General features: G+C 70.8%; 15 protein-coding genes. 9 read left to right on the plus strand and 6 right to left on the minus strand.

The features are described 5' to 3' along the window. The first annotated feature begins 15 nt into the window (after positions 1-15). The 4 genes from AA23TX_RS30575 to recN all read left to right on the plus strand — a co-directional run bounded on the left by AA23TX_RS30575 (position 16) and on the right by recN (position 3841). Entirely contained in the window at positions 16-213 is a 198-nt protein-coding gene (locus tag AA23TX_RS30575) for a hypothetical protein (RefSeq protein ID WP_155546226.1), read from the plus strand. Positions 214-217: 4 nt separating this feature from the next. Beyond that, complete coding sequence (locus AA23TX_RS30580; RefSeq protein WP_155546227.1) at positions 218-1045, plus strand: TlyA family RNA methyltransferase; 828 nt, start codon at positions 218-220, stop codon at positions 1043-1045. Beyond that, complete coding sequence (locus AA23TX_RS30585) at positions 1042-1968, plus strand: NAD kinase (RefSeq protein ID WP_155546228.1); 927 nt, start codon at positions 1042-1044, stop codon at positions 1966-1968. Before AA23TX_RS30580 ends, AA23TX_RS30585 begins: the two co-directional genes overlap by 4 nt. A 91-nt stretch (positions 1969-2059) precedes the next feature. Further along, positions 2060-3841 (plus strand): DNA repair protein RecN, encoded by a 1782-nt coding sequence (recN, locus tag AA23TX_RS30590; protein ID WP_196425596.1) that lies wholly within the window; start codon positions 2060-2062, stop codon positions 3839-3841. A 45-nt stretch (positions 3842-3886) separates the two neighbouring features. Here recN and AA23TX_RS30595 read toward each other — a convergent pair whose 3' ends face one another. Further along, complete coding sequence (locus AA23TX_RS30595; protein WP_155546230.1) at positions 3887-4333, minus strand: MarR family winged helix-turn-helix transcriptional regulator; 447 nt, start codon at positions 4331-4333, stop codon at positions 3887-3889. A gap of 66 nt (positions 4334-4399) precedes the next feature. Between AA23TX_RS30595 and AA23TX_RS30600 the strand changes: the two genes are divergently transcribed. From AA23TX_RS30600 to AA23TX_RS30615, 4 genes are all read left to right on the plus strand, one after another. Continuing rightward, positions 4400-5392 (plus strand): zinc-binding alcohol dehydrogenase family protein, encoded by a 993-nt coding sequence (locus tag AA23TX_RS30600; RefSeq protein ID WP_155546231.1) that lies wholly within the window; start codon positions 4400-4402, stop codon positions 5390-5392. Next, the gene (locus tag AA23TX_RS30605) at positions 5389-6564 is read left to right on the plus strand and encodes a DUF1266 domain-containing protein (protein WP_155546232.1); all 1176 of its coding nucleotides are present in this window, start codon (positions 5389-5391) and stop codon (positions 6562-6564) included. Before AA23TX_RS30600 ends, AA23TX_RS30605 begins: the two co-directional genes overlap by 4 nt. Before the next feature lie 99 nt (positions 6565-6663). Next, positions 6664-7848: a putative cytokinetic ring protein SteA gene (gene steA / locus AA23TX_RS30610; RefSeq protein ID WP_155546233.1), complete on the plus strand. Its 1185-nt coding sequence runs from the start codon at positions 6664-6666 to the stop codon at positions 7846-7848. Next, positions 7845-8795 (plus strand): copper transporter, encoded by a 951-nt coding sequence (locus tag AA23TX_RS30615; protein ID WP_155546234.1) that lies wholly within the window; start codon positions 7845-7847, stop codon positions 8793-8795. Before steA ends, AA23TX_RS30615 begins: the two co-directional genes overlap by 4 nt. A gap of 52 nt (positions 8796-8847) precedes the next feature. Here AA23TX_RS30615 and AA23TX_RS30620 read toward each other — a convergent pair whose 3' ends face one another. The 4 genes from AA23TX_RS30620 to AA23TX_RS30635 form a co-directional block, all read right to left on the minus strand. Beyond that, a complete protein-coding gene (locus AA23TX_RS30620; RefSeq protein ID WP_155546235.1) occupies positions 8848-10545 on the minus strand; it encodes a glycosyl hydrolase family 18 protein in 1698 nt (565 codons plus the stop codon). A 205-nt stretch (positions 10546-10750) separates the two neighbouring features. Further along, positions 10751-12019 carry an alginate lyase family protein gene (locus tag AA23TX_RS30625; protein ID WP_230862769.1) on the minus strand — a complete coding sequence of 423 codons (1269 nt, stop codon included), beginning with the start codon at positions 12017-12019 and terminating at the stop codon, positions 10751-10753. A gap of 186 nt (positions 12020-12205) precedes the next feature. Continuing rightward, positions 12206-12913 carry an aspartate/glutamate racemase family protein gene (locus tag AA23TX_RS30630; protein ID WP_155546236.1) on the minus strand — a complete coding sequence of 236 codons (708 nt, stop codon included), beginning with the start codon at positions 12911-12913 and terminating at the stop codon, positions 12206-12208. Continuing rightward, complete coding sequence (locus tag AA23TX_RS30635) at positions 12910-14331, minus strand: NCS1 family nucleobase:cation symporter-1 (RefSeq protein WP_155546237.1); 1422 nt, start codon at positions 14329-14331, stop codon at positions 12910-12912. Before AA23TX_RS30635 ends, AA23TX_RS30630 begins: the two co-directional genes overlap by 4 nt. Before the next feature lie 140 nt (positions 14332-14471). On the opposite strand from AA23TX_RS30635, the gene AA23TX_RS30640 reads away from it, so the two are divergent. After that, a complete protein-coding gene (locus AA23TX_RS30640) occupies positions 14472-15161 on the plus strand; it encodes a GntR family transcriptional regulator (protein WP_155546238.1) in 690 nt (229 codons plus the stop codon). On the opposite strand, the gene AA23TX_RS30645 is transcribed toward AA23TX_RS30640, so the two are convergent. Then, complete coding sequence (locus AA23TX_RS30645; RefSeq protein ID WP_155546239.1) at positions 15131-15745, minus strand: DJ-1/PfpI family protein; 615 nt, start codon at positions 15743-15745, stop codon at positions 15131-15133. The two genes, AA23TX_RS30640 and AA23TX_RS30645, sit on opposite strands and share 31 nt — an antisense overlap. Between the last annotated feature and the right edge of the window lie 56 nt (positions 15746-15801).

Raw genomic sequence — 15801 nt, forward strand, 5'->3', positions numbered from 1 at the left:
GATACCGTTCGTGACGTGCAGGATCACCCGTACCCCGTCCCGGGCCCGCCGCCGGGGACGTTCTCGCAGCAGACCGACCCGCGGGCCGGCATCGACGAAGCCGTCGCCGGCCTGGACGACCTCGACGCGTTGCCGCTCGCGGAGCACGTCGAGCGCTTCGACGCCGTGCACACCGAGCTGACGGTCGCCCTCTCCAGCATCGACAAGGTCTGACCCGGTGCCCAAGCGGGCGCGCCTCGACGCGGAACTGGTTCGGCGCGGCCTCGCCCGGTCGCGCGAGCAGGCTTCGGCGCTGATCCTCGGCGGCAAGGTCACCGTGCGCGGCATGGTGGCCGGCAAGCCCGCCACCGGCGTGGAGTCCGACGCGCCGATCGTCGTCCGCGACGAAGACGACCCCGGCTGGGCCTCCCGCGGCGCGCACAAGCTGCTGGGCGCCCTGGAAGCCTTCACGGACCTGAGCGTCGAGGGCAAGCGCTGCCTCGACGCCGGTGCGTCCACCGGCGGCTTCACCGACGTCCTGCTGCGCAACGGCGCCGCGACCGTGATCGCCGCCGACGTGGGCCGCGGCCTGCTCGACTGGCGGATCCGCACCGACGAACGTGTAGTGGTCATGGATCGCACCAATGTTCGCAACCTCTCTCCCGACGACCTCGGCGGCCAGGTCGACCTCGTCGTCGGGGACCTCTCGTTCATCTCCCTCAAGCTCGTGCTGCCCGCGCTCGCCGCGTGCGCGCGCGACGGCGCCGACCTGGTGCCGATGGTGAAACCGCAGTTCGAAGTGGGCAAGGACCGGCTGGGCAGCGGCGGGGTCGTCCGCGACCCGGAGCTGCGCGCCGAATCGGTGCTCACCGTCATCGACGAGGCCGCGAAACTGGGGCTCGCGCTGCGTGGCGTCACGGCGAGCCCGCTGCCGGGGCCGTCCGGGAACGTCGAGTACTTCGTGTGGCTGAGCAAAGAGAACGTGGCCGGGTCCACTGTGGACCCGGTAGACAGGTCTGAGGCCGAGCGGCTCGTCCGAACCGCCGTCGAGGAAGGGCCCGCATGACCACCGACCGTGAAGTTCTCCTCATGGTGCACCCCGATCGCGAAGCGACGGCCGAGGCCGCGCGCGAGGTCTCGGCGCGCTTCGCCAAGGCCGGCATCCGGATCCGGGTGATCGAGGAAGACGTCTGCGCGCTCATCAACCCGGACGAGCACGGCGTCGGGTCGACGTGCACCGTCGTGGACCCGGACGAAAACCCCGCCGACGGCGTCGAGCTGGTGTTCGTCCTCGGCGGCGACGGCACGCTGCTGCGCGCGGCCGAGCTGGCCCGGCCGGCCGGGGTGCCGGTGCTCGGCGTGAACCTCGGGCGCGTCGGCTTCCTGGCCGAGGCCGATTCGGACGCGCTGGCCGACACTGTGCAGCGCGTCGTCGACGGCGACTACCAGGTCGAAGAGCGGATGACGATCGACGTCACCGTCACACACGACGGCGAAGAAGTCGCCCGTACCTGGGCGCTCAACGAGGCCAGCGTCGAGAAGAGCACGCGTGAGCGGGTCCTCGACGCGCTCATCGAGGTCGACGGGCGGCCGGTGTCCGCCTTCGGCTGCGACGGTGTGCTCTGCGCCACACCGACCGGTTCGACCGCGTACGCGTTCTCGGCGGGCGGCCCGATCATCTGGCCGGACGTCCAGGCGCTGCTGGTGGTGCCGAGCAACGCGCACGCGATGTTCGCGCGGCCGCTGGTCGTCTCGCGGAACTCGGTGATCACCGTCGGGATCGACCCCGACGGCTCGTCCGCCGTCCTGACCTGCGACGGCGGCCGGTCCATCGACCTGCCGCCGGGCGCCCGCGTGCGCGTGACGTGCGGCAAGACGCCGGTCCGGCTGGTCCGGCTGTGGGACGGCCCGTTCACCGATCGGCTGGTGCAGAAGTTCTCGCTGCCGGTGAAGAGCTGGCGAGAGCGGCACGCGCGCCCCTGCGAGTAGCCAACCGCTGGGCGATTCATTCGAACATATCGGCGACTCGCCGGGGTCCCGCGCGCGCAGAGTGTCGGTGGGGGCCGCTACCGTAGGCGGCGTGCTGGCCGAGATGCGCATCCAGGGCCTCGGAGTGATCGAGGACGCCCTGCTGGAACTGCACGCGGGCTTCACCGTTGTCACCGGTGAGACGGGTGCGGGAAAGACCATGGTCGTCACCGGGCTGCATCTGCTGTCCGGGGGCCGAGCCGAGGTGTCCAAGGTCCGGACGGGGATGCTCAAGGCGTTCGTGGAAGGACGGTTCACCTATTCCGGTGTCGAAGGCGCCGAACGGATCGTCACCGAGTCGGGTGCCGACGTCGACGAGGACGGCAGCGTCATCGCGCTGCGGGCCGTCGCGGTCGACGGGCGCTCGCGCGCGCACCTGGGCGGCCGGTCGGTGCCGGTCGGCGTGCTCGCGGAGCTGTCCGAACAGCTGATCGCGGTGCACGGCCAGAACGACCAGCTGCGACTGCTGCGCCCGAGCGAGCAGCGCGATGTCATCGACCGGTTCGCGGGCGACGCGGTGGGGAAGCCGCTGAGCGTGTACCGCGAGGTCCGGTCCGAGTGGCTGGCGGTGATCGCCGAGCTGACCGAGCGCTCGACGCGTTCGCGGGAGATGGCCCAGCAGGCCGACCTGCTCAAGCACGGGCTGACCGAGATCGACGCTGTCGCGCCGGAACCGGGCGAGGACGTCGACCTCACCGCGCAGATCAAGCGGCTCGCGGCGGCCGACGAGCTGCGTGCGGCCGCGACCGAGGCGCACGTCGCGCTGTCGGGCTCGCTGGACGGCGATCCGGACGTCCCGAGCGCGATGGGCCTGGTCTCCGAAGCGCTGCGCCGGCTCTCGACGTCCGAAGACGGCGTGCTGCGCGAGCTGGCGCCGCGGCTCGAGGAGGCGTCGGTGCTGCTGGCCGACGTCGGGGCCGAGCTGGGTTCCTACGTCGAGACCCTGGACGCCGACCCGGCGCTGCTGGAGAAGGTGCTGGCGCGCCAGGGCGACCTCAAGCGGCTGACCCGCAAGTACGCGGCGGACGTCGACGGCGTGCTCGCCTGGGCCGACGACGCCCGGCGCCGGCTGGAGTCGATGGACACGTCGGAGGAGGCGCTCGCCGAGCTGGCGCTGCGGCGCGACCAGCTCGCGGTACAGCTGGCCGCGCACGCCGCCGAGGTGTCGGCCGCGCGCGAAAAGGCGGCTGCCGAACTGGCGGCCGAGATCACGAAGGAGCTGTCCGGGCTGGCGATGGGCCAGGCCGCGATCGAGGTGACGGTCGAGCAGCGTCCCGCCGAGCACGGTGACACGCACGCGCTGACCCTCGACGGCCGCGCGGTGCACGCGGGGCCGGACGGCGTCGACGACGTCGAGCTGCTGCTGCGGGCCCACGACGGCGCGCCGCCGCTGCCGGTCCACAAGGCCGCATCGGGCGGTGAGCTGTCGCGGGTGATGCTGGCGATCGAGGTCGTCCTCGCGCACGCGGACACGGTGCAGACCCTGGTGTTCGACGAGGTCGACGCCGGAGTCGGCGGCCGCGCGGCGGTCGAGATCGGCCGGCGGCTGGCCCGGCTGGCGCGGACCCACCAGGTCCTGGTGGTCACGCACCTGCCGCAGGTCGCCGCGTTCGCTGACCAGCACCTGGTGGTGGACAAGGGCCACAAGGGCGGCGTGACGCGCAGCGGGGTCAAGAACCTGAGCCAGGCCGAGCGGGTCAACGAGCTGGCGCGGATGCTCGCCGGGATGGACGACACCGAGACGGGCCGCGCCCACGCCGAGGAACTGCTGGCCACGGCGGAGAAGGCCAAGGCGGAGCCGGCTCCGAAACCCAAGCGGGCCAAGAAGAAGTAACCAGGCCGGGCCGGGTGCGGGGAGTCCTTCGGGCGCGTGGGTGGGTCAGCCTTCCTCGAGGTCCGCGTTGATCGCGCCGAACACCTCCGCCAGCACCCGCGCCTGCTCTGGGCTCATCTGGTCCGCGAAGTGCCGTTGCACCCCGCGGACGTGCGTCGGCCACGCCTTCTTTAGCGCGGCCAGGCCCGCGTCCGTCAGCACCACCAGCGTCGACCGGCGGTTCGCCGGGTCCGGCTCGCGCCGCGCGTACCCCGACTTCTCCAGGCCGTCGACGATGCGTGTCAACCCGCTTGCGCTGTGGACCAGCGCCGCCGCCAGGTCCTTCATGTGCAGGCGACGGTCCGGTGCCTCCGAGAGCTGGACCAGCGCGTCGTAGGTCCGGTGGGTCATGCCGTGCTCGGCCCGCAGTTCCGCGTCGAGCACGCGAAGCAGCAGTGCGGACGAGCGTAGGAAACCGCGCCAAGCTGCGTCGTGCGCAGCGGACAGGCTCATCCCGGGAATACTACTCGCGCGGACAGTTGTTGTGCGGACTGTTCGCATGCGAAGAAAGGACCGCCGATGCGCGCAGTCGTCCTCCGGGAACCCGGGCCCGTCGAGAACCTCGAAATCCAGGACCTTCCGCTGCCCGAGCCGGAGCCGGGCTGGGTGCGGATCGCTGTCAAGGCGTTCGGGCTCAACCGGTCCGAGCTGCACACCCGCCTCGGCCTGGCCGACGGCGTCACGTTCCCGCGCGTGCCCGGCATCGAAGCCGTCGGCGTGGTCGATCACGATCCCGAGGGAGACCTCACGCCGGGGCAGCAGGTCGCGACCATGATGGGCGGCATGGGCCGCACCTTCGACGGCGGCTACGCCGAATTCACGGTGGTGCCGAAGAGCCAGGTCATCCCCTTCGAAAGCGATCTGCCGTGGGAGGTGCTCGGCCAGGTCCCCGAGACGCTGCAGACCGCGTACGGCTCGCTCACCACCGGCCTCGACCTGCGTGCGGGACAGACCCTGCTGATCCGCGGCGGGACGTCCGCGCTCGGGTTCGCCACCGCGGCACTGGCGAAAGACCTCGGCGCCACCGTCTTCGCGACCACCCGGCAGGAGAGCCGGCTCGCGGTCCTGCGCGAACACGGCGTCGAGCATCCCCTTCTGGACGACGGCGACATCGCCGCGCAGGTCCGGAAGATCGCGCCCGGCGGGGTCGACGCGGCCCTCGAACTCGTCGGGACGCCGACCCTGCCGGACACCCTGAAGGCCACCCGCGTGCACGGCACCGTGTGCTTCACGGGCATGTTGTCCAATCAGTGGACGATCTCGAACTTCTATCCGATCGGATACCTTCCCGCCGGGGTGCGGTTGACCGCTTATGGTGGTGAGGCGGACGACCTGCCCGCCTCCGTCCTCCAGCGCCACCTCGACCGGATCGCCGACGGCACCACCAGTCTCGGCCCCGCCAAGGTGTATCCGATGGCGGAGATCCGGCAGGCGCACGACGACCTGGAGCACAACCGGACGGCGGGCAAGCTCGTCGTGCTGACCGGCCGAGCGGAGGGAGCCGCCCCGTGATCCTGCCGCCGCCCGCCGACGTCGAAGCCCAGCTGGCCGCCGCCCGCCGGGACAGCGACCTCGACCGCTACCTCGGCCTGCTGGCCGGGGAAGAGCTGTTCGTCCCGATCCGGCGGGTGGACGCCCGCAGCATTCTCGACGAGCGGGCGGAGACCTTCCCGAACGTCTACTTCGAGACGGGCGGCGACGAGTTCCTGCAGGTCTTCACCCGCGGCGCGCTGCCCGACCTCGGCCCGGACGTCGTCGCCATGAGCGGCGCGCTGGACTGGGCGGTCGACGGCGTCGGGCGGCACGAGCGGGTCGTCTTCAACCGCGGTACCCGCGGCGAGTGGCGGTTGCCGGGCGCGACCCTGCAGCCGTGGCTCGACGCGCACAAGGACGACGTCACCCCGCTGGAGGAGCAGGTCGAGCGGCTGATCACCGCGCCGTACGGGCACCTCGAAGGACCGATCGCGCACGCGCTGGCCTGCGGCGCGCACCTGGCGGTGCTCAACGCGGCGCCGTGGAACGTGCTCGACGCGCGCCGCCACGACTACGTCGCCGAGGTGCGGGGCCTGCGGGACTGGTGGGGCGTGCCGGACCCGCCCGGCTGGCGCGCGACGATGGCCGACCTGATCGGCGACGGCTACGCGCTGACGCCCGGCAACCTCGTGCTCATGCTGCGCCTGCGGTTCGCCGCCGAGTACGGCTTGCGCAACGGGGAGTTCGACCCGCTGACGTGGGCGGAGCTGGTCGACCGCTGGTGCGCCGAGAACGACGCGGCGGACCAGGCCGACGAGCTGCGGGACACCGTCCGGCGGGTGTCGCGCTGTGAGCAGCGGCTGCGCGCCGACGGCTTGGTCGACGCGGACGGGTTCGTCACGACGGCGCTGTCGTGGGACGTCGGCCGCGCGGTCAACATCGCCCGGTGGGGTCTCGCGGCCGGTTATTGTGACGCGCTGACAGCGGAGCTGATGGTCCTGGAGGCCGGTTCGCTCGCTCGCCGCTACCACCAGTCATGGGCCGACCTGTCGGCCGGGTACGTCATGGGCCGCGTGCTGCACGCCGAGGACGACGAGTTCGGCGAGTGGTACCCGGCGGCCGTGCGGGTCCACCACCAGCTCCTTCAGGACCCGGCGAGCCCCTGGGTGAACCTCGATTTCGGGTCGCTTTCGGAGGAGTCGGAAGCCTGACCCGCGCGGGGGATGCGCGACCCGGGTCACCACAACGAGTCACGCCTGCTACGGCGTGGCGTACGTCGTCCCACGAGCAAATTTGTCACCATCGGCCACATGAAGCTCACCGGCCTGCTCACGCGGAACCAAGAACCCCTCCCGGGGATCACCGGGGTCGCGCGGGTCGACCGCCGCACCCGGGAGCTGCTGCGCCGGATCAGTCCGGGCGACATCGTCGTGCTCGACCAGCTGGACCTCGACCGCGCGACGGCCGACGCCCTGGTCGAAGCCGAGGTCGCCGGGGTGGTCAACGCGTCGCCGTCGATCTCCGGCCGGTTCCCGAACATGGGCCCCGAGATCCTCGTCGCCGCCGGCGTCCCGCTCCTCGACTCGGTCGGCGGCGAGCTGCTGCGCACGATCAAGGACGGCACGAAGCTGCGGCTGCACGACGGCGTCGTGTACGTCGGCGAGCGCCAGGTCGCGTCCGGCATCGAGCAGACCGCCGACAGCGTCGCGGACCAGATGATCGAGGCCAAGGCCGGGATGTCGACGCAGCTGGAGGCGTTCTCGGCGAACACCATCGAGTTCCTGCGCCGCGAGCGCACGCTGATCCTCGACGGCGTCGGCGTGCCGGAGCTGAAGGTCGTGATCCGCGACCGGCACGTGCTGGTCGTCGCGGGCGGCAACGGGCACGCCGAAGACCTCAAGAAGCTCAAGAAGTACGTCGCCGAGCACCGGCCGGTGCTGATCGGCGTCGACGCGGGGGCCGACACCCTGCGCGTGCAGGGCTACACGCCGGACGTCATCGTCGGCGACCCCACCGGCATCGGCACCACCACGCTGCGCGGGGGCGCCGAGGTCGTCGTGCCCGCCGCGCCGGACGGGCACGCCCCCGGCGTCGAGCGGATCCAGGACCTCGGCATCGGCGCGGTGACGTTCCCCGCGTCGGGCAACGCCGAGGACCTCGCGCTCCTGCTGGCCGACGCGCACGGCGCGAGCCTGGTCGTCACGGTCGGCTTCCAGGCCACCCTGCGCGAGTTCCTCGACCACGGCCGGTCCGGGTCGAACCCGTCGACGTTCCTGACCCGGCTCAAGCTCGGCACGAAGCTCGTCGACGGGAAGGCGGTGGCGACGCTGCACCGCAGCCGGGTCTCGATCGGCGCGGTCGTGCTGCTCGTGCTCGCCGCGGTCGTGGTGGTCGCCGCGGCCCTGCTGGTGTCCGACGTGGGCTCGGTCTACCTGGACTGGCTCCGGCACACCTGGAATACCTTCGCTGCCTGGGTCAAGGGATTGTTCACGTGATTTCGCTGCGCTACCACGTCGTTTCCATCGCCGCCTGCTTCCTGGCGCTGGCCGTCGGCGTCGTCCTCGGCTCGACCGCCCTGAACGGCACGCTGCTGTCCGGGCTGGCGGGGGAGAAGAAGGACCTCGGCAGCCAGGTCTCCGACCTCGAAGCGCAGCGCAACGCGCTCAACGCCCGGCTGGCCGACGCGGACGCGTTCGCCGGCGCGATGGGGCCGAAGGTCGTCGCCGGCGCGCTGGACAAGCGGTCGGTGGTGCTCGTGACCACCGAGGACGCGCGGCCGGCCGACCGGGACGCGCTCAAGCAGCTGATCGGCCAGTCCGGCGCTTCGGTGACCGGGGAAGTGCAGCTGACGGCCGCGTTCGCCGACCCGGAGAAGGCCGACCAGCTCCGCGACGTCGTCACGCGCCTGCAGCCCGCGGGCTCGAAGTTCCCGACCGCGGGCGACACCGGCACGCTCGCCGGCGCGCTGCTCGGTTCGGTGCTGCTGCTGGACAAGACCACGGCGAAGCCGCAGTCCTCGGGCGAGGAGCTGGCGGCCGCGATCGGCGGGCTCACCGACGGCGGGTTCGTCAAGGCGGGCCAGGCGGTCAACCCGGCGCAGCTGGCGATCGTGCTGACCGGGGCCCAAGCGACCGGCGACAGCGCGGGCGACCGTGCGGCGACGATCGCCCGGTTCGCCACGCAGCTCGACCGCGGCGGCGCGGGCGCGGTCCTGGCCGGTGACGCCGGTTCCGCGGAGGGCACCGGCGCGCTGGGCGTGGTCCGCGCGGACACGTCGGCGACGTCGATCCTGTCCACTGTGGACAATGTCGACTCGTCGGCCGGGCGGGTCAGCACCATCCTGGCGTTGAAGGAACAGCTCGACGGGGGCGCTGGACGCTACGGCATCGCCGGCAACGCCCAGGCCCCCGCACCGGGCGTCGGCGCCCCCAACGGCAACTAAGGTCGTGAGTGAGAAACAGGGTTAGAGCACTGTTTCTCACTCACGACCTCTTTCAGCTGGCCAGCCAGAGCGCCGGGACGTTCGGCGGTTCCCAGCCCACCAGCGAGGTGTGGCCCTGGCGGCAGGTGTACGTGATGCCGTTGTAGGTCACCTTCGCGCCCGTTGCGTACGCCGTGTTCGGTGCCCACGCGGGGATCGATGGCGGCGTCGTGGGGGTGGTGGTCGGCGGGGTCGTGGGTGTGGTCGGGGTCGTGGGTGTGGTCGGAGTGGTGGTCGTCGGTGGGGTCGTGGTCGGCGGCGCCGAGCAGTTCGGCGTCGAAGCCGCGAGGCCGTTGACCACCGCGTGGAACAACGTCGAACCCGGGTCCAGGTCGTAGAGCGAGAACATCATCGCGCCACCGAGACCCGTGCAGTGGATGTAGTCCGTGCGCGCCTTGATCGACTGCGCCGACGAGCCGCCGTAGAAGGTCGTCCCGTCGTAGAACCAGGCCGACTGCGTGACCGGGTCCCAGTACGTGTCCGCCGGGTTGTCGACGATGCCGGACAGCTCCTTGTACATCGCCACGCCCGGCACGTTGCCGCTCAGCGCGTGGCCGGGCGACGGACCCGAAGCGGACTGGTACAGCCCGTGGTTCGACCCGGCCGGCACGCCGGTCCAGCCGCGGTAGTAGAACGGGATGCCCAGCGTGAGCTTGTTCGCGGGGAAGCCGCCCGCGATGCCGTACGCGCTGTTGCCGTGCAGGTAGTCCTTGACCACCGAGTCGATCGTGTACTTCTCGGTGCCCGGCGGGATGGTGCCGGACGGGTCACTCGGCGAGGAGTACAGCGGGTCCTGGAAGTTCGTCGGCCCGGTCGCGTCCCACGCGCCGTGCATGTCGTAGGTCATCGCGTTGCCGAAGTCCAGGTACTGCCCGATCTTGTCGGTCTGGATCTTCGCGATCTTGTCCTGGCCGCCGGGCAGCGCGGCCGAGAGCGCGTAGTGCTTGCCGCCCAACGCGTCCAGCTCGCCGCGGAACTCCGCCATCAGCGCGGTGTAGTTCGCCGTGTCGTTGGCGCTGTAGTGGTTGCCGACGTGCCCGGTGGGTGAAGCCGGGTACTCCCAGTCGATGTCGATGCCGTCGAAGATCCCCGCCGCGGTGCCCGGGCCGCCGTAGCCGCCGGCTGCCGGGATGTTGCCCTTGATGAACATGTCGAGGCACGAGCTGACGAGCTTCTTGCGCGACGCGTCGGTCGCGGCGGCGTCGGAGAAGTACTTCGAGTACGTCCAGCCGCCGATCGACAGCAGCACCTTGAGGTTCGGGTGCCGCGCCTTGAGCTCCTGCAGCTGGTGGAAGTTGCCGGCGACCGGCTGGTTCCAGACGTCGGCGGTGCCGTCGACGCTGATGTCGCTGCCGAACGACTTCTGGTAGTCGGCGAACTGGTCCCCGCCGCCGTCGCCGGCGTTCGGGTCGGTTTCGCCGCCCGGGTCCGGGGTCGTCGCCTTCGTGGCTTCGAAGCAGGTCAGGTTGTTCGGGTCGATGTTCTCGAAGTCGTAGAGCAGGTAGTCGAGGTTGCCGGCGATGGCGTCGACGTTCTTGAGGTAGTAGGCGTTCTGGTAGATGGACCACTGGTCGAAGTAGGCGATCCGGACCCCGCCGGAGGTCGCCGCGGCGGCGCCCTGGGCGGCCGGTCCGGCGATCGTCAACGCACCCACGACCACGGCGGCCGCGGCCGCGGCGAACCAGGCCAGTCTTCGGGAAACCCTTGCCATGCTGTCTCCTCGCGCAGGCGGACGGCCCTCTCCCGGGCCGCGACGGCGCGGGAGAGGGCGTACGCGACGGTTCTTCACGAAGCGGGTCCGGCCCCGGTCATGAATGTGCGCGCGGGGACACCGAGTGTCAATACTTTGGACTAGACCAATCGCGGACGGCGTGCGCTATGGCACGTGGTGTCCGGATTTCCCGGCGTTCGTAGGGTTATTTGAGCGGCGGGTCGAGCGGGAAGCACGACACGCGCACCGGCCACGTGTCGCCGCCGGCCGGCAGCGGCATCTTCTTCAACGCCGCGGCCGCGTCGGAGTCGTGTGCCTCCTCGGCCGCGGCGTGGAAGATGTCGGCCGCGATGGACTGGTCGAACACGCCGATCTGCTGGTGCGGCCAGCCCGCCGCGCCCTGCAGCGCGCCCGGGATGAGCTGGTCGACGACCTTGCGCAGCGTCACGCCGTTCGGCGCCCGGTACTTCCAGACGTCGACGCCGAGGTTCTTGCCCAGTTCGGCCATCCGGCCCCACGCGGTGAGGTTGAAGTTGACGTAGTGCCAGGACATCGTCCGCGACAGTTCGAGGGGCTGGCTGCCGTCGGCGGCGAACTGCACCGGGAACCGCTTCTGCTCCGCTTCGAGGATGATCTTCCGGGCCGCGTCACGCTGACCCAGGTAGGACGCGATCGTCGCGTTCTGCATGTCGAGGAAGGTGCCGTGGTTGTTGGTGGCGGCCAGCTCCAGCTTCGCTTGCGGGCTGGTCTGCATCCAGTTCAGGTACTGCGTCAGCCAGGCTTTGACGCCCGAACGGTCCTTGCCGGTCCAGCCGGGCGCGCCGGTGTCGAGGAGCGCGAACACGTCGAGCACCTGGCTGAACGACTGCGTCGAGTCGATGATCCCGGTGCCGCTGATGGTGGTCTTGCACGGGATGATCTGCGAGTAGGTCATGTTCGGGTTCATCTTGGTGGCCGGGTCGAGGAACCAGGTCCGGATGTCCAGCGCCGCCCGTTTCGCGTACTTCGCGTCGCCGGTGTAGTACCAGGCGAGCGAGAGGTAGTACATCGCGTCCCAGGCCACCATCCGGTAGGTGTGGTCGGTGATCGCGTCGGCCTCCGGGTTGCGCTGGCCGTCCCGGTTGACGTACGGGCAGCCCTGCGGGTTTTCCGGGGTCTTCTCGCTCGCCCACCAGTAGGGCGCCTGGCTCATGTAGTCGTGCTTGTCGCCGCTCGGCGGCGCGGTCGGCTTGTCCATGACCGACCACGGGCCGGCGGTGAGTGCGGTGTTCGCCTTGCCCAGCACGACTTTCAGCGCGTCACGCTGGGCCTTGGACGCGTGGCCGCCGCGCAGCGCCTGCTTGATCCCCGCCAGCTTGCCGCCATCGGTGATGACGGTGTGCGGTGGCGACGCGGCCGCCGCCGTCCCGCTGACCGGGACCAGGAGCATGCTCGCAGCCAGCGCCAGCGCGCCCAGAACGCGTAGCCTTCGCACCTTCGACCGCCTTTCGGGGACGTCGAAATCCCCACGTCGTCACCGGGCGGCGGTACGGCTGGGGCGATTCTGACCGGGCGGCGCGGCCGTTGTCAATTGAGGGTTATTCGGGCTAGCCCGCTGCGGCCCGCACGCAGGCGGCGGCCGGGCGCGGAAGCCATGCGGCGGGCGACGGCTGAATAATCCTCAATGCGGCCAGGTGCGTCTCTTGTCCAGCGGCCGCGCGTACGACCCCGCGCGGCTCGTCTTCAACCCCAGCGCCACCAGCACCTCCGCGAGCCGGACCGCTGCCGCGACGCCGTCGATGACCGGGATGTCCAGCATCGTCGCGATCTTCCGGTCGAGTCCCGTCATCCCGGCGCAGCCGAGCACCAGCACCTCCGCGCCCGCGTCCCGGGCCCGTCGCCCGGCGGTGAGCAACGCCGATTCGGTGCGACGCTCGTCGGTCAGTTCCAGCACGCCGAGCCCGGCGCCGGTGACCGTGACGCAGTTCTGCGCGACGCCGGCGGCGTGCAGGCTGTCCTCGATCAGCCCGCACGTCCGGTCCAATGTGGTCACCACGCCGTAGCGGCGGCCGAGCAGGCAGGCCAGGTGCGCGGCCGCTTCGGTGATGTCGACGACCGGGACGTCGAGCAGCTCGCGCGCGCCCTCCCGGCCGTGCTCGCCGAAGCCGGCGAGCACGACCGCGTCGAACGGTTCTTCCATACCCCGCAACAGGTCCAGCACCGCCGCGGCGGACAGGAAGCTGTCGAGCCAGCCCTCCGCGGACTCCGGTCCCCAGCGGGGCGTGCGCGCGAGGATCTCGGTGCCGGGGCTCGCGGCGGCGCGCGCCCCGGCTTCGATCTCCTTCGTCATCGCCTGGGTGGTGTTGCAGTTGGTGACGACGATCCTCATCGGTGCTTCCTCGAGACCGCGAAGTACAGGGCCGCGGACGACGCCGTGCCGATGAACCACGAGTACGGCGCAGCGGGGGCGAAGAACGGCACCAGCGCGATCACCGCGGCCAGCGCGGCGGTCGGGAAGAACGTCACCAGCGCGCGCGGGTTCACCCGGGGGTAGATCCCGCCGTCGACGAACAGTTGCGCGACGTCGACCTTGCCGCGCCGGATCAGGTAGTAGTCGACGATCATGATCCCGAACAGCGGCCCCAGGAACGCGCCGAGCCCGCCGAGGAAGTAGTTGACCACGGTCGGCGAGGAGTACAGCTTCCACGGCAGCACGCACAGCGCGGCGACCGCGCTGATCATCCCGCCGACGGTGAACGAGATCCGCTTCGGCCAGATGTTGGCCAGGTCGTAGGCGGGGGAGACGAAGTTCGCGACGATGTTGACGCCCATGGTGGCGACGGCGAACGTCAGCGCGCCGATGATCAGCACCGGCGTGTTGTGCACCTTCGCCAGCAGCTCGGCCGGGTCGGTGATCGCCTCGCCGAACACCTGCATGCTGCCCGCGGTGACGATCACCGACAGCAGCGCGAACGCCGTCGAGTTGATCGGCAGGCCCCAGAAGTTGCCGCGGCGCACCGTCTTCTGGTCCGGGGCGTTGCGGGAGAAGTCGCAGAAGTTCAGCATCAGCGTGCCGTAGGTGGCCAGGATCAGCCCGGCCGCGCCGAACCACTGCCGGATCTGCTCGCCGGTGGACAGCTGTTTCGGGCTGCTGGTGAACGAGATGTTCCAGTGCCCGGCGGCGAGGATCCACACCGCGAGCGCGATCATCACGACCCAGATCGCCGGGCCGCACCAGTCCTGGAACTTGCGGATCGACTCCATGCCGCGGGTGAGGATGAGCGCCTGGACCGCCCACAGCGCGATGAAGCAGATCCAGCCGAGCGCGTGCAGGCCGAGGAAACCGTGTTCGGTCAACGGTTTCAGGCCGGGGTCGATGGTGAGCACGAGCAGCGTGATGGCCACGCTCGCGAGGTAGGTCTGGATGCCGTACCAGAAGATCGCGATGACGGCGCGGATCAGCGCGGGCAGGTTGGCGCCGAACGTGCCGAAGCTGATCCGCGCGACGACCGGGAACGGGACGCCGGTGCGCTGGCCGATCCGGCCCATCAGGTTCATGCCGACGTAGATGATGACGAAGCCGAACAGCAGGGCGGTGAACACCTGCCAGGCCGACAGGCCGAGCACGAACAGCCCGGCCGCGAACGTGTAGTTGCCGAGGTTGTGCACGTCCGACATCCACAGCGCGAAGATGTCGTAGACCTTCCAGCGGCGATCCTTCGCCGGGGCGAGGTCTTCGTTCCAGAGCCGGGGATCCGGCGACGGGCTCGTTTCCTGCTGGGAATCGGTGAGCGGGGCGGCGGTCAAGAGAGGCCTCCGATCGACGTGCTGCGACGGCGATTTGGGATACCAAAATTTGGCATCCCAAATATCACCCCGATGTCCGCCGTCGTCAACCCTCCGGCCCGTAAACTCTTGTTACGAGCGTGTTGAGGAGAGGGGAGTCGGTGACGACGGCGAGCGAGCGGCAGCCCCTCGCGGCCACCCGCCAGCGGGTGCGCGACGAGCTGCGCGAACGGATCTTGACCGGCCGCCTCCGCCCCGGCGACCGGCTGGTCGAGCGCGAGCTGGCCGAGGACCTCGGCGTGTCCAGGGTGCCCGTCCGCGAAGCCATCCGCAGCCTTGAGGCCGAAGGCTTCCTCGTCGAGCAGTCGGCCCGCCGGATCGTCGTCCGGCAGCTCGCGCGGGTCGACGTCGAAGAGCTGTTCGACGTCCGCGAGGCGCTCGAAGGACTCGCGGCGGGGCGCGCCGCCGGACGGGCGGGCGCGGCCGAGCTGAAGCGGCTGGAGCGGATGCTCGCCGACTCGGCCCGCGCGACGGCCCGCGGCGACGCGGCCCGGATCACCGTGCTCAACTCGCGCTTCCACGACGAGATCGTCGCCATCGCGGGCAACGCCCTGCTCACCACGATGCTGCAGCCCCTGCAGGGCAGGCTCCGCTGGCTCACGAGCCAGAACGAGCACTGGACGGAGCTGCTCGACGAGCACCGTCGGCTCTACGAGGCGATCGCGTCGGGGGACGCCGACCGGGCGCACGCCGAAGCCGTCGAGCACGTGCGGGTCAACCGCGAGGTGACGCTGAAGTCCCTCTTCGGTGACGAGCCGGATCAGGCGGAGATCGCGGCCGGCTCGAGGTAGGGCGTCACGTTCCGCAGGGCGCGCTCGACGTACTCGTCCTTCTCGCCGACCGGCGCGACGTAGTGCATCGCGTGCTCGGCGGCTTCGAGGCCGTGCAGCCGGGCGAGGACCCAGGTGGCGAGGTACGTCGAGGCCAGGCAGCCGCCCGCGGTGGCGAGCGTGCCGCGGGCGAAGAAGGGCTGGTTCAGCACCTCGACGCCGGCCGCGAGGACCCACGGCTTCGTCGTCAGGTCGGTGCAGGCGGGCACGTCCTCGAGCAGTCCCAGCTTCGCCAGGACGAGCGTGCCGGAGCACTGGGCGCCCAGGAGCTGCCGGGCCGGGTCGAGCCCGCGTAGCACGCCCATGATCGCCGGGTCCTCGACGACCTCGCGGGTCTTCGCGCCGCTGCCGATGATCACGGCGTCGGCCGTGCAGGCCTCCTCGAGCCCGATCGTCGCGTCTATCGTGACGCCGTTCATCGACGTCACCCGCGGGGTGGGGCTCGCGATCGACACCCGCGAACCGGGCAGCCGGTTCAGGACGCCCAGCGCGATGAGCGAGTCGAGTTCGTTGTAGCCGTCGAAGGTCAGGATCGCGGTGTGCATGACCGCACGCTAGGACCGCCGATCCAGGACAGTCCACAAATTGTCCTGTCTACAAT

Origin of the sequence: Amycolatopsis camponoti, assembly GCF_902497555.1 — a bacterium.
GTDB lineage: Bacteria > Actinomycetota > Actinomycetes > Mycobacteriales > Pseudonocardiaceae > Amycolatopsis > Amycolatopsis camponoti.

Bases quoted from the DNA above. Each gene is read 5' to 3' on its own strand.
- AA23TX_RS30645 (WP_155546239.1), bottom strand. From the start codon at position 15,745: ATGCACACCGCGATCCTGACCTTCGACGGCTACAACGAACTCGACTCG.
- AA23TX_RS30600 (WP_155546231.1), top strand. From the start codon at position 4,400: ATGCGCGCAGTCGTCCTCCGGGAACCCGGGCCCGTCGAGAACCTCGAA.
- steA (WP_155546233.1), top strand. From the start codon at position 6,664: ATGAAGCTCACCGGCCTGCTCACGCGGAACCAAGAACCCCTCCCGGGG.
- AA23TX_RS30585 (WP_155546228.1), top strand. From the start codon at position 1,042: ATGACCACCGACCGTGAAGTTCTCCTCATGGTGCACCCCGATCGCGAA.
- AA23TX_RS30595 (WP_155546230.1), bottom strand. From the start codon at position 4,333: ATGAGCCTGTCCGCTGCGCACGACGCAGCTTGGCGCGGTTTCCTACGC.
- AA23TX_RS30620 (WP_155546235.1), bottom strand. From the start codon at position 10,545: ATGGCAAGGGTTTCCCGAAGACTGGCCTGGTTCGCCGCGGCCGCGGCC.
- AA23TX_RS30630 (WP_155546236.1), bottom strand. From the start codon at position 12,913: ATGAGGATCGTCGTCACCAACTGCAACACCACCCAGGCGATGACGAAG.